The sequence below is a fragment of the Pseudomonas moorei genome (assembly GCF_042846945.1).
In the GTDB taxonomy this organism is placed as follows: domain Bacteria; phylum Pseudomonadota; class Gammaproteobacteria; order Pseudomonadales; family Pseudomonadaceae; genus Aquipseudomonas; species Aquipseudomonas moorei.
Genome location: NZ_AP035776.1, coordinates 3,866,953 through 3,886,279, shown reverse-complemented (window position 1 = coordinate 3,886,279; position 19,327 = coordinate 3,866,953). Strand labels below are relative to the sequence as shown.

19 protein-coding genes are annotated in these 19,327 nt (G+C 60.9%); 10 read left to right on the top strand and 9 right to left on the bottom strand.

Annotated elements, in window-relative coordinates; all coding sequences use genetic code 11:
• Positions 1-17: 17 nt before the first annotated feature.
• A complete protein-coding gene (locus ACGJAX_RS18400) occupies positions 18-293 on the bottom strand; it encodes an ion channel (protein WP_390959915.1) in 276 nt (91 codons plus the stop codon).
• 452 nt (positions 294-745) lie between these two features.
• Between ACGJAX_RS18400 and ACGJAX_RS18395 the strand changes: the two genes are divergently transcribed.
• Positions 746-1,147, top strand: a complete 402-nt coding sequence (locus ACGJAX_RS18395; RefSeq protein WP_247256815.1) for a hypothetical protein — start codon at positions 746-748, stop codon at positions 1,145-1,147.
• Positions 1,148-1,243: 96 nt separating this feature from the next.
• On the opposite strand, the gene ACGJAX_RS18390 is transcribed toward ACGJAX_RS18395, so the two are convergent.
• Entirely contained in the window at positions 1,244-3,526 is a 2,283-nt protein-coding gene (locus ACGJAX_RS18390; RefSeq protein WP_390955633.1) for a heavy metal translocating P-type ATPase, read from the bottom strand.
• 247 nt (positions 3,527-3,773) lie between these two features.
• Here ACGJAX_RS18390 and ACGJAX_RS18385 point away from each other — a divergent pair, with 247 nt between their 5' ends.
• On the top strand, positions 3,774-4,595 hold the full coding sequence (locus ACGJAX_RS18385) for a DeoR/GlpR family DNA-binding transcription regulator (RefSeq protein WP_090323113.1): 822 nt from the start codon (positions 3,774-3,776) through the stop codon (positions 4,593-4,595).
• 49 nt (positions 4,596-4,644) lie between these two features.
• Here the strand turns inward: ACGJAX_RS18385 and otnI are convergent, their stop codons facing one another.
• The 5 genes from otnI to ltnD all read right to left on the bottom strand — a co-directional run bounded on the left by otnI (position 4,645) and on the right by ltnD (position 9,965).
• Positions 4,645-5,433: a 2-oxo-tetronate isomerase gene (gene otnI, locus ACGJAX_RS18380; RefSeq protein WP_390955632.1), complete on the bottom strand. Its 789-nt coding sequence runs from the start codon at positions 5,431-5,433 to the stop codon at positions 4,645-4,647.
• A 21-nt stretch (positions 5,434-5,454) separates the two neighbouring features.
• Positions 5,455-6,915 (bottom strand): SLC13 family permease, encoded by a 1,461-nt coding sequence (locus ACGJAX_RS18375; protein ID WP_390955631.1) that lies wholly within the window; start codon positions 6,913-6,915, stop codon positions 5,455-5,457.
• Positions 6,916-7,104: 189 nt separating this feature from the next.
• Positions 7,105-7,743 carry an aldolase gene (locus tag ACGJAX_RS18370; RefSeq protein WP_390959913.1) on the bottom strand — a complete coding sequence of 213 codons (639 nt, stop codon included), beginning with the start codon at positions 7,741-7,743 and terminating at the stop codon, positions 7,105-7,107.
• Positions 7,744-7,751: 8 nt separating this feature from the next.
• The gene (otnK, locus tag ACGJAX_RS18365; protein ID WP_390955630.1) at positions 7,752-9,050 is read right to left on the bottom strand and encodes a 3-oxo-tetronate kinase; all 1,299 of its coding nucleotides are present in this window, start codon (positions 9,048-9,050) and stop codon (positions 7,752-7,754) included.
• Positions 9,051-9,059: 9 nt separating this feature from the next.
• The gene (gene ltnD, locus ACGJAX_RS18360) at positions 9,060-9,965 is read right to left on the bottom strand and encodes an L-threonate dehydrogenase (protein WP_390955628.1); all 906 of its coding nucleotides are present in this window, start codon (positions 9,963-9,965) and stop codon (positions 9,060-9,062) included.
• 460 nt (positions 9,966-10,425) lie between these two features.
• On the opposite strand from ltnD, the gene ACGJAX_RS18355 reads away from it, so the two are divergent.
• The 6 genes from ACGJAX_RS18355 to ACGJAX_RS18330 all read left to right on the top strand — a co-directional run bounded on the left by ACGJAX_RS18355 (position 10,426) and on the right by ACGJAX_RS18330 (position 15,632).
• Positions 10,426-11,202 (top strand): lysine/arginine/ornithine ABC transporter substrate-binding protein, encoded by a 777-nt coding sequence (locus tag ACGJAX_RS18355; protein WP_390955627.1) that lies wholly within the window; start codon positions 10,426-10,428, stop codon positions 11,200-11,202.
• A 91-nt stretch (positions 11,203-11,293) separates the two neighbouring features.
• Positions 11,294-11,983 carry an ABC transporter permease gene (locus ACGJAX_RS18350; RefSeq protein ID WP_247256812.1) on the top strand — a complete coding sequence of 230 codons (690 nt, stop codon included), beginning with the start codon at positions 11,294-11,296 and terminating at the stop codon, positions 11,981-11,983.
• Between the two features lie 13 nt (positions 11,984-11,996).
• Positions 11,997-12,695 carry an ABC transporter permease gene (locus ACGJAX_RS18345; protein ID WP_247256811.1) on the top strand — a complete coding sequence of 233 codons (699 nt, stop codon included), beginning with the start codon at positions 11,997-11,999 and terminating at the stop codon, positions 12,693-12,695.
• 9 nt (positions 12,696-12,704) lie between these two features.
• On the top strand, positions 12,705-13,817 hold the full coding sequence (locus ACGJAX_RS18340; protein ID WP_390955626.1) for a succinylglutamate desuccinylase/aspartoacylase family protein: 1,113 nt from the start codon (positions 12,705-12,707) through the stop codon (positions 13,815-13,817).
• An 18-nt stretch (positions 13,818-13,835) separates the two neighbouring features.
• Positions 13,836-14,600: an ABC transporter ATP-binding protein gene (locus ACGJAX_RS18335; protein ID WP_090323132.1), complete on the top strand. Its 765-nt coding sequence runs from the start codon at positions 13,836-13,838 to the stop codon at positions 14,598-14,600.
• 123 nt (positions 14,601-14,723) lie between these two features.
• Positions 14,724-15,632 (top strand): MurR/RpiR family transcriptional regulator, encoded by a 909-nt coding sequence (locus ACGJAX_RS18330; protein WP_248915092.1) that lies wholly within the window; start codon positions 14,724-14,726, stop codon positions 15,630-15,632.
• Positions 15,633-15,691: 59 nt separating this feature from the next.
• On the opposite strand, the gene ACGJAX_RS18325 is transcribed toward ACGJAX_RS18330, so the two are convergent.
• Positions 15,692-16,648 carry a cupin domain-containing protein gene (locus tag ACGJAX_RS18325; RefSeq protein ID WP_390955625.1) on the bottom strand — a complete coding sequence of 319 codons (957 nt, stop codon included), beginning with the start codon at positions 16,646-16,648 and terminating at the stop codon, positions 15,692-15,694.
• Between the two features lie 199 nt (positions 16,649-16,847).
• On the opposite strand from ACGJAX_RS18325, the gene ACGJAX_RS18320 reads away from it, so the two are divergent.
• Together ACGJAX_RS18320 and ACGJAX_RS18315 are read left to right on the top strand one after the other, a co-directional pair.
• Entirely contained in the window at positions 16,848-17,801 is a 954-nt protein-coding gene (locus ACGJAX_RS18320; RefSeq protein WP_390955624.1) for a hypothetical protein, read from the top strand.
• 80 nt (positions 17,802-17,881) lie between these two features.
• On the top strand, positions 17,882-18,304 hold the full coding sequence (locus ACGJAX_RS18315) for an MAPEG family protein (RefSeq protein ID WP_390959911.1): 423 nt from the start codon (positions 17,882-17,884) through the stop codon (positions 18,302-18,304).
• Here ACGJAX_RS18315 and ACGJAX_RS18310 read toward each other — a convergent pair.
• Complete coding sequence (locus ACGJAX_RS18310) at positions 18,292-19,260, bottom strand: DJ-1/PfpI family protein (RefSeq protein WP_390955623.1); 969 nt, start codon at positions 19,258-19,260, stop codon at positions 18,292-18,294. The two genes, ACGJAX_RS18315 and ACGJAX_RS18310, sit on opposite strands and share 13 nt — an antisense overlap.
• Positions 19,261-19,327 lie beyond the last annotated feature (67 nt).

Below are 19,327 nucleotides of genomic sequence, written 5' to 3'. Positions count from 1 at the left end.
CCTGGGTCCGCAGTACCCTAGGTTTTTTCGCCACCGTCGTTGTTTGTATGAATCAATTGGTAAATATGATTGACCTCGGCGAAAAACACACCCGTGGATAAGCCGCACATGATGATGCCCGTCAACCCCTCCATCAGCCCAAACAGACGCCAGGGCTTAACCAGCACCACATCACCGTAGCCGATGGTCGCGTAGGTCACTCCAGAGAAGTAAAACGCCGTTTCGAAATCAGGCAGAGATCCCTGCCACACATAGAATGTCCCCCAGATCGAGATGGCGATCACATGCAGCATGATCAAGTAGCAGACAATCCATACCAACCGCTAGGCGGACTTGATAAATATCAAGTACCCCCTTCGTACCTGCCGGGGGTGCGTCCACCCATTAACTGTCCTTATGAGGTGCATTGAAACTTGACGGTATGAACACGGGATTGAAATCCACGTCTTCTCGCGGCGGAGGGATGGCGCGTCAAGCGCACTGGAATCCAGTGCTAATCCCATCCGGCTACTGCATGTTGATCGATGGGACGTTCCCTACCAGGAAAACAAGACGCTTAGGTTGCTGTCGTAAAATCGGTCGACGGCTCCCCTTCCAGACAGGCTCAAATCGGCCAGAAACGGACAGCCTCCCCCGCCGCTTCTCGTCGTGATGAATGAACACAGATAGCAAAAGATCAGAAACCCGCTATTACGTTAGTAATTGCCACTTCATTCATCGCAGGTCGTCACAGGTGCGCCCCACCATGGGAAATCCACTTAAGCATTCGAGCGTTCGTTTTGGCTTTTTACTGGGTGTTATCTCAATGGGACTGACCGCTTGCAGCAGTCACGAGACCGCATCTACCAAGGAAGTGACTCGACCACCTATCGATGACAGCGCGACTTCGTCCGTGCGAGTCACTACCAGTTGGCTACAACACTCACTTAGCCAAACGGGATGCCTGGAACACGCCACGGCGGCTCTTACAAAGGCGAGATATTTTGTTGAGGCAGGAGACCGATCCGTCTATGGGTTGCGCGAAGGCATGACTTTTGCGATTCGCTGCGACTACGAAGGCGTTGCTTTTTTCGCAGTCGCTTATCGCCACAGGCCAGATACTCAAACCCAGGATCGGGTCTTGAATGAAATCACCAGGCTATTTTAAGAACTACGGGTGAGAGATATAGGGGCTCGCCCGCAGATAAGCCAATGCCGGTCCTCTTCTCTCCCGGCGATGACGCCAAAATGTCCGCCCTGCCCTTCAGCGCCTGTCCAGATAGCGGAACAGTTCCTCCTCCTGGTCGAAGTGCAACTGCACCAGGGTATCCAGGCGAATTAACTGATGCTGAATCTCTTCGGCGGGCACAGTGGTCGGGTCGGCGCTGAAGTCGTTGCTCATGCGCGTCAGCAAATGGATGCAGCGAAAAATCTCGCGGTGTCCGTAGCTCAGTGCCGACAAGGGGTCTTCGCCCGGCATGCTCAGGGTCAGCAGCGGGTATAGCGTGTTTTCATCGTCCCGTTCATGGCTGGCGAGCGAGGCTTGCAGTTTGTCGACCAGTTCCAGCAGATCGGTCTGCGCTTGCTCAAGCGGTCGCCGGGCGAAATCGCCGGCCAGTTGGTGCAGATCACTCAGCACTTTGTTGAGTTGGCGGTGTTCATCCTGCAGTCGATCAATGTGTTCGCCAGCCAGTCGCCGCAGGCCCGGTCCTGGCGACGCCCCCAATGCACGCAAAGCATTGAAGATGATGACCATGTCTATGACTTCCTGAACCACGGCGCCGGCAAGTGGCGGAAGGTAACCGAGAGCGGCCACCGTCATGGCCAGCAGCGACAGTCCCATGCCGGCCAGCACGCCTTGCACAGCGATATGGCGTGTACGGCGGGCAATCTGCAGTGCCTCGACCAGACGATCCAGACGATCCACCAGCAGCACAACCCCCGCCGCTTCCGCGGAGGCCGTGGCACCACTGGCCCCCATGGCCACGCCGACGGTGGCCGCCGCCAGCGCGGGTGCGTCATTGATGCCGTCGCCGACCATCAGCGTGCTGGCCCGCGTGCAGCCCTCCTGTACGGCACGCACCTTTTCTTCCGGGGTTAACCCGGCACGCAGTTCGTCGATGCCGGCGGACAGCGCAATCATTTCGGCCGTTTCCAGGCGATCCCCCGTGAGCATGACGATCCGCTCGATGCCGTTGTTGCGCAGCCGGCGGAGGGTTTGTGGGGTTTCCCGACGCAGGCTGTCCGAGAACACCAGCAGGCCGGCAAGGGCCCCATCCACTTCAACGAAGCTGCCACCGCAGGCCAGGTAGTCCATATGGCGCAACATGGCTGTGGCCCAATCGCTGACCGACGCCTCGGTTTGAGCAAAAGACAGCGTGCCGAGACGCACTCGCTGGCCCTCTATCAATCCGCAAAGACCGGAACCCGGGCTTTCTGCCACCTCTTGCGGGGCGCTGAGTGGCAATCGGCGCTGGCGCGCGGCTTCGACGATGGCCTGGGAGATGGGGTGCACCGAGGCCTGCGCCAGCGAAGCGGCCAGGCCCAGCAGATGCAGTGGATCGACCTGGCCATTGACCTCAACCGACTGCAGGCGGGCGTGGCCACTGGTCAGGGTGCCGGTCTTGTCGAGAAACAGCTGTTTGGCTCCTGCCAGCGCTTCCAGGGTGGCGCCGTCCTTGATGAGGATGCCGCGCCGCGCCGCCCTGGAGATACCGGACATGATCGCGATCGGCACTGCCAGGATCAAAGGACAAGGCGTGGCCACCACCAGCACCGCCAGCGCCCGCAAAGGATCGCCACTCCAAAGCCAGGCCAGTCCGGCCATCAGCAGCGTCAGCGGAACGAAGAGCAAGGCATAACGGTCGGCCAGGCGCACGAAAGGCGCGCGCGAGCGTCGCGCGGCCTCGGCCAGCCGCACGACCCCGGCGTAAGTACTCTGCGCTGCCGTCTGCGTCGCCATTAACTGGATCGGCGCGCCGGCATTGGCAACGCCACTGCGCAACGGCTCGCCTTCCCGACGGGTGACCGGCAACGACTCACCAGTGAGCGCAGACTCGTCCAGCGTTGCCGTGGGGCTCAGTAGACGGCCGTCGACGGGGACCACCTCGCCCAGACGTACAAGCAGCGTCTGACCCGGCTGGATCTGCTCGACCGGTATCTGGCGCAAGTCGTTCAGCTCCTGCAACCAGGCAAAGCGTGGCGCCCGATCGACCAGTGCACGTAGCTCACGCTCGGCGCGTTGCGCAGTGAAGAATTCCAGGGTACGCCCGGAAGCCAGCATCAACGCAATGACCGCCGCCACCAGCATCTGCTCAAACACCAGGGCCGCACCGATCGACAGCAGAGCGATCAAGTCCACACCGGCCTCGCGCCGGGCCAGGCGCCTGACGATCTCCACCAGCAGCACCAGGGCCATGACCAGGCTTCCCGAGAGCCAGCACATCGCCGCCCACTCAGGCCTCTGAGCAAATTGCGCAATGCCACCCGCCAGCAGTGACAGGGTAGTCAGCAGCAATAGCGCCGGATCCAGCCACTTGTTGAACATCGTTTTGGGTTCCTCAAAAGGGATCGCGCGTTGCAAAGAACCTGCCGTACGTCGGCGTGCCTGGTCACTGCGTCCCCTTGATTCTAGTGACTTCGCAGCAATCGTTTTTTTTAATGCCGTCGCCATGAGTCACCCGCCACCGCTGAGCAAGGTGCCATCCCCTCGTCGCGCTACTGATACGGTCGCAGATTCGCTACTATGTTTGCCCGCCTTACCCGTCTGCGGATTTCTTCATTCTGGAGCCCGAATGCCAAGTCAAAAGGACATCGCCGCTGAAAGCGCCGCACCGATGATCCCTGAACAGCGTCGTGAATCGATGCTGCGACAGTTGCGCAAGCATCAGGTGCTGAGCGTTCATCAATTGATGGAAATGTTCGACTGTTCGCACATGACCATACGCCGCGACATTGCGTTGCTGGAGCAGGAAGGTCGTGCTTATTCGGTAACGGGTGGCGTGCGGATCGCCAGCCAGCTCCACAGCGAGCCCAGCCATCAGCTCAAGGCGGTGGTGGAATTACCGCAGAAGCAGGCCATGGCCAGACTGGCCTCGCGCCTGTTGCACGCCGACATGGCGATTTACCTGGATGCGGGCACCAGCACGCTGGAAATTGTCCCTTACATCAAGGCGCTGTCCGGCATGACGGTGGTGACCAACGATTTCGGCATTGTCCAGGCACTGATCGATGCGCCCCATGTCACGGTGATTCATACCGGCGGGCAACTGGATCACTCCAATCAATCGTGCGTGGGTAGCCTGGCGGTTGCCACATTGCGTCAGGTCGTCACCGACATCGCGTTCATCTCGACCAGCTCATGGGATTTGCGTCGCGGACTGACCACACCTTCGGCGCTGAAGGTGGAGGTCAAACAAGCCGCGATGCAATCGGCTTCGCAAGTGGTGCTGGTGGCCAGCAGCTCGAAATACGGCACCTTCAGCATGTACAAGATCGCCGGGCTCGAGCAGTTCGACATGATCATCAGCGATGACGCATTGACCCCTGCGGCGGCCGATGGCATTCGCAAGCAGGGTGTCGAACTGCTACTGCCGTCCGAGAATATTTCGGCTTAAAAAAAAACGGGCTCTTGCATCCGCCAGAGCCCGTGATCGATCTTCGCTGTTACGCCTGGCGCGCCTTCCAGTCGCGCAACCACTGCAAGCCGGCAGACGTGTTGCCACGCGGCCGGTACTCGCACCCTACCCAACCGTCATAACCCAGCTGATCGATCAGCTCGAACAGATAGGGATAGTTGACTTCCCCCAGGTCCGGTTCATGCCGGTCCGGCACGCCGGCGATCTGGATGTGACCGATACCCTCGAAGTCACGACGCAACTTGGTGGCCAGGTCGCCCTCGACGATTTGGCAGTGGTAGCAGTCGAACTGAACCTTCAGGTTACTGGCCCCCACTTCCTTGCAGATGGCCTGGGCCTGATCTTGCCGATTCAGAAAAAAACCCGGCATGTCCCGCGTATTGATCGGTTCGAGTAATACGGTGACGCCGGCCTTGGCGGCCTGGGCGGCGGCGTAGGCAAGGTTTTCCAGGTACACGCCGTGATGCCGCGCCCGGTCACTCTCGGAGGGCAATAGCCCCGCCATGACATGGATGCGTGAATTGCCCAGCACGCTGGCGTAATCCAGGGCGCGATCAAAACCGCTACGAAATTCAACCTCCCGGCCCGGCAACGACACCGTGCCCCGCTCCCCCGCCGCCCAGTCACCGGGCGGTGCATTGAACAGCGCCTGTACCAGGCCGTTATCGCTCAAGCGTTGCTTGAGTTCTTCAGCACTGTAGTCGTACGGGAACAGGTATTCCACCGCTTCGAAGCCATCGGCAGCCGCGGCGGCGAAGCGATCCAGAAACTCATGTTCCGGGTAGAGCATGCTGAGGTTGGCAGCAAAACGAGGCATGGTAGCTCCTGAAATTAAGCGTCAGACAAAAGGCCAGATCAGCAGGGTAATACAGAAACCCAGGGTGCCGAGCAACGTGGTCAGTACCGTCCAGGTGCGCAGGCCGTCGCCCACGTTCAGCCCGGAAAGCTTGGTGAAGATCCAGTAACCGGCATCGTTGATATGGGACATGGCCAACCCGCCACCGCCCATGGCCAGGCACAGCAGGGCCATGTGGTTCGGGGTGAGGTTGAGGGTCACAATCAGCGGGCTGATGATACCGGCCGTGGTCACCAGCGCCACCGTGGTCGAACCCTGTACCGCACGCAACAGCATGGTCAGCAAAAAGCCCAGCGCCAGCACCGGCAGACCGGTAGTGCGCAGCAAATCGGAAACCACGGCGCCGATACCGGTGTCCACCAATACCTTGCCGAACACACCACCGGCACCGGCAATCAGAATCACCATGGCAACACCGGGCAAGGCCGAACCGATCACGTCAGACACTTGGGTACGGCTCCAGCCCCGACGCGAACCCAGCAGCCAGGCACAGAGCAAAGTGTCGATCAGCAGCGCTACCAGCGGAGCGCCGAGCACCGTCATGATGCCGCGCAACGTCGATTCGGCAGGCAGCAACGAGGTGGACAGCGTCCCCAGCAGAATCAGAATGATGGGCAGCAGGATCAGGCTGACGATCAGACCAAAACCCGGTGCGGGGGCCGGCGGCAATCTGGAAACGATGCTGCTGGTCGACTCTTCCAGGCCCATGTGCGATACGGCTTCAGCCGCTCGCTCAGGGTTCCTGTCGTTGCCATTGGTCCAGGCGGCCAGGTCTTCGTTGGTGACATGCGGGCCATAGACCTCGGCACGAATATCGTCGGTCATCGGGTACACCCGGCGGGTCATGCGCCCGGCCACGCGGTAGCCGACATAGCAAAGCAGCGCGGTGATCGGCAACCCGAACATCAGCACGCGACCCAGGTCCGCGCCCAACTGACTGGCAGCGGCCACGGCACCGGGGTGCGGTGGCAGAAAAGCGTGTACGGTCAACAAGGCCGCGCACATCGGCAGCGCAAACATCAACAGCGGCTTGCGCGCGCGCCGGGCAATGCCATAGGCCAGCGGCATGAGGATGATCACGCCAACCTCGAAGAACACCGGCACCCCGACCATGAAGCCGGCAATCGTCAACGCCAGTGGCGTGCGCCGGTTGCCGAATCGGGTAATCAGTGTCTTGGCCAACGCTTCGGCGCCACCGGAGAGTTCGATGATCCGCCCGATCATCGCGCCCAGGGCAATGATGATCGCGATATGCCCCAGGGTCTTGCCCATGCCGCCTTCGATGGTGGCGACCAGATCGGCCGGTTTCACCCCGGCCACCAGCGCCACCAGAATGCTCACCAGCATCAGGGCGACGAAGGGCTGGAACTTGTACTTGAGGACCAGGAACAACAACAGCGCAATGCCTGCCCCTGCGGTCATCATCAGGATTAACGGGCTCATTTCACCCACCCTCCCCGCCGGGTCAATGAAACGCTACTGCCAATGGGTCTGGACTTGTCGCAGTGAAGGTGAGTCATGCTTGGATTTCCTGTTGTTATTGTTTTTTCAGGCAAGCCGGGGCCGTCAGGAGTCGCTGTACGTCTCCCGGGCGGAGCCTGCGTTATCGATCTATCGTGTCAAGCCAGCGCTTTACCAGCGCGCACCAAAGGTTGCTTGCAGCTCATCCAGCGCCGCCTGATCGAGCGGTTCGGGCTTGGGATGGCTCATCAACCAGAGCCGCGCGGTTTCCTCGAGTTCTTCCAGGGCGTAGCTGGCCTTGGATACCGAACTCTCCCAGACCACCGGGCCCAACCGTTCGAGCATCACGCCGCGAACGCTGTTGGCCAGCCGCGCGACCTGCTCGGCCACCTTCGGCGAACCGGGGCGCTGGTAGCCAATCAACGGGATATGCCCGACTTTCATGACCTGATACGGCGTCAGAGGCGGCAGAATATCGTCCGCCTGCCAGACACCGGCCAGCGTCAACGCCACCAGATGGGTGGAGTGGGTATGCACCACGCCGCCGACATTCGGGTTGCGGTCGTAGACCTGGCGATGCAACGCCAGGGTCTTTGAAGGCTTGTCACCGGACACCCATTCGCCTGCCAGGTTGACCTTGGCGATGGTGGCCGGATCGAGGCGTCCGAGGCAGACGTCGGTCGGCGTGATCAACCAGCCATCGTCCAGGCGCGCGCTGATGTTGCCGGCGCTGCCGACGGTGTAACCGCGCTGGTAGAGGCTGCGGCCCACTTCGCAGATTTCGTCGCGCAGGGCGTTTTCGTGACTCACTGCACCACTCATTGCGAACCTCCGGCCTGGGCGAGTTGGTTCAAGGCTTTGCTGAAGAAGTCGCGGCCACCGAAGTTGCCCGATTTAAGTGCCAGCGCCAAAGGTTCGTCGGTACTGCTGACGGTCGCCGGTACACCCGGATCAATCTGCGCGCCGATCTGCAGCAACTGCACACCCAGTGCCTGGACCACGGCACCCGAGGTTTCGCCACCGGCGATCACGAAACGGCGTACGCCGCTCTGGCGCAGACCCTGGGCAATTTCACCAAAGGCGTTTTCCACCAGGCTACCGGCCTGCTCGACGCCCAGTTGTTGCTGTACCGACTTGACGTCTTCCGGTGAGCTGGTGGCGTAGATCAATACGGTTTGATCGTGATCCCGGGCAAAGCTCAAGGCTTGCGCCACCACCGGTTCACCCGCCGCCAGGGCTAATGGGTCAATCCGCAAAGCGGGACGACCGGCTTCAAGCCAGGCCGCCACTTGTCCATTGGTGGCGATCGAAGCACTGCCGGCCAGGACCACTTCCCCGCCGGGCACGGCCGGCAGCTTCGAGGCGTCGAGGTCGCGCAACTTGCCGGCACGACGGAAGTTTTCCGGCAGCCCCAAGGCCAGCCCCGAACCACCGGTCAACAATGGCAAGTCAGCACAGGCGGTACCCAGGGTGTACAGATCGCTGTCCGACAACGCATCGGCGATGGCCATGCCGACACCTTGAGCCCTCAGCTCGGCGATGCGCGCCCGCACCTGTTCAGCGCCACGGGCAACGGTGTCGTAGCGCAACAGGCCGACATTCAGACGGGTCTGCGATTGCAGGACCCGAACCAGGTTGGCATCGGTCATCGGCGTCAGCGGGTGATTCTGCATGCCCGACTCGTTGAGCAGTTGATCCTGCACAAACAAATGACCGCGAAAGATCGTCCGGCCATTTTCCGGGAACGCCGGGCAGGCCAGGGTAAAGTCGCTACCCAGTGCGGCCAGCAGCGCTTCGCTGACCTGGCCGATATTGCCGGCCGTGGTGGAGTCGAACGTCGAGCAATACTTGAAAAAGATCTGCTCGCAGCCTTGCTCGCGTAGCCAGGCCAGCGCCGCGAGGGATTGCTCGACGGCTTCGGCGACCGGCGTCGTACGCGATTTCAGGGCAATGACGATCGCATCGGCGTCAAGCCCGGCGGCCACTTCCGCGCTCGGGATGCCGATACTTTGTACGGTGCGCATGCCGCCGCGTACCAGCATATTGGCCAGGTCCGTGGCACCGGTGAAATCGTCGGCGATGCAGCCCAGCAACGGGCGTGCGGTGGAGTTAGTCATGGGTGTTCCTCAAACGGACTCAGGCTTGGCAGTCGGCAATTCGATGCCCGGGAAAATCTTGATCACCGCCGAGTCGTCCTCACGGCCGAAACCGGCACTGGATGCCTGCATGAACATCTGGTGAGCGGTGGCCGACAGCGGCAGCGGGAATTTGCTGGCCCGGGCGGTATCGAGCACCAGGCCCAGGTCCTTGACGAAAATATCCACCGCGGACAATGGCGTGTAATCGGCCTTGAGAATGTGCGGCACGCGGTTTTCAAACATCCAGGAGTTACCGGCGCTGTGGGTGATCACTTCATACAAGGCGTCGGCATCGACCCCTTCACGCAGGCCCAGCGCCATGGCTTCGGCAGAAGCGGCAATATGCACCCCGGCGAGGAGCTGGTTGATGATCTTGACCTTTGAACCCAGGCCGTGGACGTCACCCAGGCGATACACCTTGCCGGCCATGCCCGCCAGGATCGACTCAGCCTTGGCATAGGCGTCGGCCGGGCCCGAGGTCATCATGGTCATCTCGCCAGCGGCGGCCTTGGCCGCGCCGCCGGAAATCGGCGCATCCAGGTACAGCAAGCCCAACGCAGCCAGACGCTGCCCCAGATCCACGGCGTAAGTCGGAGCGACCGTGGCGCAGCCGATCACCAGGCTGCCCGGCCGCAGAGAGGCCACGGCACCACCCTCACCAAACAATACGGTCTCGGTCTGCTCGGCGTTGACCACCACGGTAATGATCACATCACACCCAGCGGCCATGTGCGACGGCGACGGACACGCCACGCCGCCCTCCCCGGCAAACTGCTCGGTTACGGCAGTACGCACATCACAGGCATGCACATTGAAACCGCTGCGCAACAACGAGCGGGCAATGCCCAGCCCCATCGCGCCCAGACCGACAACACCGACATTCTTGTTATTCATGGGGTACTCCAGAGGAAAGCAGCGACTGCATTAACGCCTGCAAGGCGCAGACGTTGGCCGCGTTGCAGACAGGGCTTAGGCAGACAGGATCAGCACCAGTCGAATAGGTCAGATAATCCACCAATGAACAGATTATGTGAAGTATTTTTTCAAAATAACATTTATTAACATCGACCTCCGGTCGGAGCACTTCAATGTCGGTGGTCCCCGGCTTCCTGAATCGGGCTTGAAAATCGATAAACCGTTACGCGCTGGCAAGCATCGCCCTGGTCCATGACTGCCCGGCCAGCTCCGCCGGGGTGGTTTTGTCACACCTCAAACTGATATGTTTTTTTTCAGTTGTGTTGATTTAGGATTTTTAATATGTCATTTATAGCCTCGCCGATCACAGGACTGATCCACCGCGCCAACCCGGATGGCGGGCACCCGTCCCCCAAATGCCCTCCAAGGAGTCAACAAGATGAACAAGACAGAACTTCTAGGTGCTCTGGCGCTGTGCGCTTTCAGCTTCCTGGCACATGCCGACGAAAACAGCCTGCGCATCGGTATCGAAGCCGCCTACCCGCCCTTCTCCTTCAAGACACCAGAGGGCAACGTCAGCGGATTCGACTACGACATCGGCAACGCTCTGTGCGAAGAAATGAAGGTCAAATGCGAGTGGGTCATTCAGGAGTTCGACGGCATGATCCCGTCGCTCAAAGTGCGCAAGATCGATGCCGTGCTGTCGTCGATGTCGATCACCGAAGACCGGATGAAGTCGGTCGACTTCAGCAAGAAGTACTACCACACGCCGGGCAAGTTCGCGATGAAGGCCGGCAATGTGATCAATGACCCTTTGGTGGACCTCAAGGGCAAGAAAGTCGGCGTGCAACGTTCCTCGACCTACGACCGGTTCGCCACCGAGCAACTGGAAAAAGCCGGCGTCGTCGTGGTGCGTTACGGCTCACAGAATGAGGCATTCCTCGACCTGGCCTCGGGCCGTCTGGACGCCACCCTCGCCGACATCGTCGCCACCGACGAGAGCTTCATCAAGACACCGGCGGGCCAGGGCTTCGCGCTGGTCGGGCCGGACATCAACGACCCCAAATACTTCGGCCGAGGCGCCGGGATCGCCGTGCGCAAGGGCGACACCACCAACGTTGCGCGCCTGAGCGCCGCGATTGATGCCATTCGCGCCAATGGCAAGTACCAGCAAGTGATGGCCAGGTACTTCGCGTTCGATATCTACGGCGAATAAGCCTTACCCCCAGCCCCGGCGCCTGCACATTGCGGGCGTTTTTCGGGGCATGTCTTGCGCGCCTCGCGGCGCTCGCTTGAGGAATTTCATCATGCTCCACGGCTATGGATCGAGCATTCTCGATGGCGCCTGGCTGACCATAAACCTGGCCTTGACGTCCATGTCCCTGGCGATTGCCCTGGGCCTGATCGGCGCGGCCTTTCGCCTGTCACCGCTCAAATGGCTGGCCATGCTCGGGGAAAGCTACACCACCCTGATTCGCGGTATTCCTGACCTGGTGTTGATCCTGCTGATCTTCTATGGCGGCCAGGATCTGGTGAACCGCATGGCATTGGGATTGGGTTACACCCGCTACATCGACATCAACCCTTTCATCGCGGGCGTTTGCACCATGGGTTTCATCTTTGGTGCCTACCTCTCGGAAACCTTTCGCGGTGCCTTCATGGCAATTCCCAAGGGTCAGGCCGAAGCCGGCCTGGCCTACGGCATGAGCGGCGTGCAGGTGTTCTGGCGGATTCAGGTGCCGCAGATGATCCGTTTCGCGATTCCCGGCTTCACCAATAATTGGCTGGTGCTGACCAAATCCACCGCCCTGATCTCGGTGATCGGCTTGCAGGACATGATGTTCAAAGCCAAGAACGCCGCAGACGCCACCCATGAGCCGTTCACGTTTTTTATCGTCGTCGCGGCGTTGTATCTCATGCTCACCAGCCTGTCCTTGCTGGGACTGCGCTCACTGGAAAAACACTACTCGGCCGGCTTCAAAGCCGCCGAATTGTGAGGGGAACCGGCCCATGCTGCTCGACTACAACCTGATCTGGGAAAACCTGCCGCTGTATTTCAACGGCGCCTTGTTGACCCTCAAAGTCCTGCTGATTTCCCTGGCCCTGGGCCTGGTCCTGGCAGTCCCACTGGCGCTGATGCGGGTGTCGCGTTCACCGCTGATCAACTTCCCGGCCTGGCTCTACACCTACGTGATTCGCGGCACGCCGATGCTGGTGCAATTGTTCCTGATCTATTACGGCCTGGCGCAATTCGAAGCCGTGCGTCAAAGCGCGCTCTGGCCTTACCTCTCCAGCGCGACCTTTTGCGCCTGCCTGGCCTTCGCGATCAACACCAGCGCGTACAGCGCAGAGCTGCTGGCCGGCAGTTTGAAATCCACCCCGCAGGGCGAGATCGAAGCCGCCCGGGCCATGGGCATGTCACGCCTGACCCTGTATCGGCGCATTCTCCTGCCGTCGGCCTTGCGCCGGGCATTGCCGCAATACAGCAACGAAGTGTTGATGATGCTGCAAACCACCAGCCTGGCTTCCATCGTCACCCTCGTGGACATCACCGGCGCCGCCCGCACGGTCAGCTCACGTTTCTATCTGCCCTTTGAGGCGTTTATCACCGCCGGGCTTATCTACCTCGCCCTGACCTTCATTCTGGTGCGTCTGTTCAAGCTGGCCGAGCGCCGCTGGCTGGCGTATCTGGCACCGCGCAAGCACTAAGGAGCTGCTATGGAGCACATTCAATACCTGTTGCCGTGGAGTGCCTCGGGCACCGAACGAACGCTGTCGCTGTTGCGCTTCGGCAGCGGACCGCGCAAGGCCTACATCCAGGCCTCGCTGCATGCCGATGAACTGCCGGGCATGCGCGTCGCCGTCGAACTCAAGCGCCGCCTGCTGGAGCTGGAAGCACAGGGCCGCCTGACCGGGGTGATCGAACTGGTGCCAATGGCCAACCCCATCGGTATCGCCCAGATGTTCCAGGCCACCCATCAGGGGCGCTTTGAGTTCTCCAGCGGCAAGAACTTCAATCGCGACTTCCCGGAGTTGGTCGATGCCGTTGCACCGCTGCTCGAAGGCCGATTGGGCGACGATGCCGACGCCAACGTCGCCTTGATCCGCCGCGCCATGACGGATGTCCTCTACGACCTGCCGGCAGCGACCTCGGAACTCGACGGTCTGCGGCGAGTGTTGCTGCAACACGCCTGTGATGCCGATGTGGTGCTGGACCTGCACTGCGATTTCGAGTCGATCATGCTGCTTTACACCATGCCGCAACACTGGCCGCGCTTGCAGTCACTGGCTGCGCGGCTGGGAGCCGGGGTCACGCTGCTGGCCGAGGGTGCGGGTGGCAATGCTTTCGACGAGGCGTGCGCGATTCCGTGGTTACGCCTGAGCGAACGGTTTCCTGATGCCAACATTCCCCTGGCGTGTGCCGCCACCACTATTGAATTGCGTGGCATGGCGGACACCGAACGCGAGCAATGCGTCGAGAATGCCGAGGCCATTCTCGGTTATCTCGCCGAGCACGGCCTGATCAGTGGTGAATGGCCCGCAGCGCCACCGTCCCGGTGTGAGGCGATGCCCTTCGCCGGCGCGCAGTACGCCTACGCGCCACATCCGGGCGTGGTGAGTTTCCTGCAACCGCTGGGCGCGCGGGTCAAGGTCGGCGATCCACTGTTCGAAGTCATCGATCCGCTGAACGACCGCCATAGCGTGGTGCGTGCCAGCACCGACGGCATCCTCTATGCCCGCGAGCGCCTGCGTTTTGCCCAGCCCGGTTTGTGGCTGGCCAAGGTCGCCGGTTCCACCCCTATTCGCCAAGGCCGCTTGCTCAGCGACTGATGCCAGAGAGTTCCAACCATGTACAAACTTGAAATTCAGGACCTGCACAAAAGCTACGGCGCCCACCAGGTGCTCAAGGGTGTGTCCCTGCAAGCCCGGGCCGGAGACGTGACCAGCATCATCGGCTCCAGCGGCTCGGGAAAAAGCACCTTCCTGCGCTGCATCAACCTGCTGGAGCAACCCGACGCCGGCAACATTGTGCTCGATGGCGAACCGCTGAAACTGGTGACCAACAAGCTCGGCGGCCTCAAGGCGGCCGAACCCAGGCAATTGCAACGCATGCGTTCCCGGCTGTCGATGGTGTTTCAACACTTCAACCTGTGGTCACACATGAGCGCCCTGGAAAACGTCATGGAAGCCCCGGTGCACGTGCTCGGCCTGGGCAAGAAAGAGGCACGGGAAAAGGCCGAGCACTACCTGAACAAAGTCGGCGTGGCCCACCGCAGCAACGCCTGGCCGGCGCATATGTCCGGTGGCGAGCAGCAGCGCGTGGCCATTGCCCGCGCACTGGCGATGGAACCGCAAGTGATGTTGTTCGATGAGCCGACCTCGGCCCTCGACCCCGAACTGGTGGGCGAAGTGCTTAAAGTCATGCAGGACCTGGCGCAGGAAGGCCGCACCATGGTGGTGGTGACGCACGAAATGGGCTTTGCCCGTGAGGTTTCGAACCAGTTGGTGTTCCTGCACAAGGGCGTTGTCGAGGAACGCGGCGATCCTCGTGAAGTGCTGGTCAACCCGCAGTCCGAACGCCTCCAGCAGTTTCTGGCCGGGAGTTTGAAGTAAGGCCGGCGCCCACCCACTGATCGGCGCTGCCCCGACAGGGTTTGCTTCGGATACACTCAAGCCAACCTTGTCAGGGCATCAGGCACAGCCCTTCTCCCACCTTCAGGAACCGTTGAGCCGGATATGCCCACCCCATCGAAAGACACCACGGTCTATGCCGCGCCGGTCATGCGCAAGCTGACGGAAATCGTTTCCGAGCTGCCGCCGTCATTACGCAAGGTGGCGGACTTCATCCTGCGTCACCCACTCAAAGCCGCGACCTTGACCATCGAGGAAATGGCCCACGAAACATTGACCTCACCGGCTGCCGTCAACCGCCTGGCCAAGGCACTGAACCTCGGTGGCTACAGCGGAATGAAAGCCGAACTGGTCACCACCTTGCAGCAGATGGTGTCGCCGGTCGACAAACTGCGCAACGAACTGGCCCTTCGCCCGAGCGGCGTATTTGGCCTGCACGAACAACTCCAGAGCGCCGGCAGCAACCTGGCCACGGCGGCGTCCAACAACCACGCCGACACCTTCGAAGCCTTCATCACGCGCCTGACCACAGCGCGCAAAATCTACATCCTGGGCTTCGGCAACAGTGTTTACTTCGCCGGCCTCGCCGCCTCGACCCTGATGCCCTTCTGTGCCGACGCCACGGCCATCAGCATGGAAGGTGGCAACGAAAATGCCGCGTACCGACTGGCCGCGATCGATGAACAGGACGTGTTGCTGGCGATCTCCCTGCCGCGCTACTCCATCGACACTTTGCAACTGGCACGCTTCGCCAATGAACGTGGCGCGTCGGTGCTGGCCATTACCGACTCACCTGCCTCGCCGCTCACCGGCATTGCCGAGCACACGTTGTTTGCGCCTTGCGATCACCCGGTGCTGACCAGTTCCAACATCGCCGTGCTGGCCCTGATCGAAGGCCTGGTCGCCGGGGTGATGGCGCGCAATAAAGAAGCGGTCAAACTGGCAACCGAACTGACTGAAAGCGTCATGTCGTACCTGCACACCCCTGCCAGCCGTAAACCTGCGAAAAAGTGATGCCGTTGCGGTGTTTGCCTGAGTGGCGAGACTGCCCCGCAGGGGTGATCTTCGTCTGTTCAGGCTGATTGCTTGCGCCAGGTACCGGGGGATGTGCCGAACTGGCGTTTGAAGGCGCGACTGAACGCGGCTTCGGATTCGTAGCCAACGGCAAAGCCGATTTGCGCCACATTACCGTGACCTTCGCGCAGCTGTTGCGCCGCCAGGTGCATCCGCCAGAGGGTCAGATATTGCATCGGCGGCTGTCCGACCAATGCCGTGAAGCGCTCCGCGAATACCGAGCGCGACATGCCCACTTCCAGGGCCAGCGCTTCTGCCGTCCAGCCCTCGACCGGACGCGCATGGAGCAGCGCCAGTGCACGCCCGATATGCGGATCGCGCAAACCCGCCAGCCACCCGCGCCGCTCGGCCGGGAGGCTCGCGACATACTGGCTGACGGCTTCGACGAACAGCAATTCCGATAGTTTGGCAATGACCGTTGTCGAGCCGACGCGCCCTGCCGCGATCTCACTGACGGCAAAACGGAATGAACTTTCGATCCAGGCGCCGGAAGCCGTCGCGCGCAGGTCCAGTTTCAACAAGGATGGCAGCGACGAAAGCAGCGGGCTGAAGGCTGTTTCGGAACCGAGGAATCCGCATAACAATTGCGTCGCCTCGCCGCCACCACCGTACTTGATTCGAGAAATGCTGCCGGCATCTGGCGGTTGAATGATTTCGCCCGCAGGCATGGGTGCCATGCTCAGGTCACTGCCAAAGGTATGAGCATCATTGCGCGCCAGCAGAATGAGTTCGCCTGCCCGCACGTCGATGGTGTCATCACCGTCGATCCGCAATTGCATGTGCCCCGAAACGACAAAGTGCGAAGCAATGATATGTCGAGGTGCCGCCAGGAACGGCTTGCAGGCGTCGGCAGAGATTCGGCCGTTGATGCACCAGGGCGCCGTGAATTCCGACTCGAGGAAGACCCCGCCAGACAGGCGAATCACACGCAAGACATCAGAAAACGCATCCAGCAATTGCCTGCCCTCCTTTCCGGAGTCCCGAGCAAGTAATCAGGCGGACTGATCATTAACCGCCTGGACCGCGAGGCCTAGATTAGCACCAACGCGGACTCAGTGATCGAGACGATCCCCCAGGTGTTTCACCCTTGATCACGAGCTGCGTGAGCAACCGTTTTGCCCCATTCCAATTCGACGATGGCAGCAGGAGATCTGTATGAATACCGTCGCTACCCTACCCGGCGCAGAGTCGGGCAACGCCGCCCGTTATGCGCAAATGGTCAAGTCATCGAAAAAAGCCGAATGGCAGATCGATCGCGATTTGCTGCAGGACCGGCGTTTCGACTTTTCGCGCAAATTCTTGCCCGACGGGCTGTCACGGGTCGACCGCCTGACCTTTCTCGCCGCGGACGAGGCGCGCCTGCTCAGCCAGATTCAGGGCCGAACCTATGCGTACCTGTTTGGCCTGGTCGAACGCTTTATCAGCGCCAAAATGCTCGATCAAGGTCGCGCCCATGTCTTTGACGATCAGTTGGCACTCGAAGCGCTGGTGCGTTTTTCCAACGACGAAATCAAGCACCAGGAGCTGTTCCGGCGCATCGAAACGATGATGGGTTCGCAATTGCCTGCCGGGTATCGTCAAGTGGCCGATCCCAACGAAGTGGCGCGCGCGGTACTGGCGGCCAGCACCTGGTCGGTGCTGGCGCTGACCTGTCATATCGAGCTGTTCGTTCAAACCCACTACGCGCAAAGCATCGCCCCGCGCGAGGAGTTGTGCCCGCTGTTCAAGGACGTCTTCAAGTTTCACTGGATGGATGAAAGCCGGCACGTGGTACTCGATGAACTGGAATGGAAGGCCGAGCACGCGAAGCTCTCCCCGGCCGAATGTGACCAGGCAGTGAACGATCTGATTGCGCTGGTGGCGGCTGTCGACGCAATCCTGCAGGCACAATCGGCAGCCGACGCCGACTACTTCACTGGACAGCTTTCACGATCGCTCAGTGACGATCAGACAGCGCAAATCAAAGCCTGCATGCTGAGCGCCTATCGCTGGCAATACATCATCTCTGGCGTGCAGCACCCGCACTTCGGCCGGCTGCTGACGCACATGACAACGCCGGCACAGATGGCCAGGATCCAGGCCGCCCTGGCCCCCATCATGAGCCATTGATCGACCGCGCGCGGCCGGCAGCCCGCCGGTCACGGGCGGCGGGCTGATGCGCTGAAAATGACCCACTGAGGATGGCGGCCATGACGATACCGATGTGGATGCTGCTCGGCTTTGCGGCCTGGACGTTGCTGCTGTTGATGGCAACCGTCGGGGTGTATCGCTGGGTCGCCATCCTGTTCTCGAATGTTCCCATCGCCTCCTTCCGCAGCGATCAGCTCGAAGGCCAGGATTGGTATCGACGCGGGACAAGGGCACACGCCAACTGTGTGGAAAACCTGCCCGTCTTTGCCGTGATTGTGTTCGTGATTTCAGCCCTGGGTATCAACGGCCCGGCGGTGAACGGCTTGTCCATACTCGTCCTGATCGCCCGCGTGTTTCAGTCTCTGGTGCACGTGTCCCATGTGCAGACCAACAGGTTCGTGGCGGTGCGGTTTACCTTCTTCAGCATTCAGCTGGCCTGTTTTCTCGCGCTGATGGTCATAGTGGCTTGTCACGGCGCTTGAGTGCCGGATGAAAAGCGCTTTCGATAATCACTCGGTCCGACCCCGAGACGCCGCATGAACGCCCTTCTGAATCCGTCCGTATTGGCATAGCCCACGTTATCGGCCAGACGTTTGAGTGACACATCCGAATCCTCGATCATCCGTCTGGCCGCATCGATGCGGGCCAGCTCGACGAACTCGGCCGGCGTCGAGCCGGTTTCAGCCTTGAAGGTGCGAGCAAAGTTGCGCTCGCTCATGCCGGTGCGTGCGGCCAGGGTGGGCACGCTCAAGTCGGCCTTCAGGTGTTCGACAACGTAGTCCTGCACATTTCGGATGACACTGCGCTCGGCGGTTTGCGCGGCCAGTTGCGCACTGAATTGCGATTGGCCGCCAGGTCGCTTGAAGAACATCACCATCTCACGGGCGACGCTCAGCGCCAGCTCCCTGCCGTGATCCTCTTCCACCAGTGCCAGCGCCAGGTCCATGCCGGCGGTGACACCCGCCGAGGTGTAGACATTGCCGTCCTTGATGAAAATGCTGTCGGGGTCGACGTGGGTTTGCGGGTGTTCCCTGGCAAGTTTCGCGCTGGAATTCCAGTGCGTCGTGACATGGCGTCCATCGAGCAGGCCAGCGGCGGCCAGCAGGAAAGCACCGCTACAGACCGAGCCGATACGCCGCACGGCTTTCGCCTGCCGGCACAGCCATTGCTGCAACTCGGGGTTCAAGGCGATTTCCTCGATGTGCGGGCTGCCGGCCACAAGCAAGGTGTCGATCCTGCCTTTATAGGTTTCGAATGTCTCGTCGATGCTGAGCTTCAAACCGCTGGAGCCCTTGATCACCCCTTTGTGGGTGCCGATCACTTCGACCCGGTAGGCCCGTGGATTGCCCAGCTGTTTAGCCGCCTCGGCGAAGACATCTGCTGGGCCCACCACGTCCAGCAGCTGTACACGAGGGAATGCCAGCAGGGTGATGCGCATGATGTCTGTCCTCGTCGAATCATTGGCTGAATACGTCGCTATGCGACTATTTCAGCCACAACCTGTT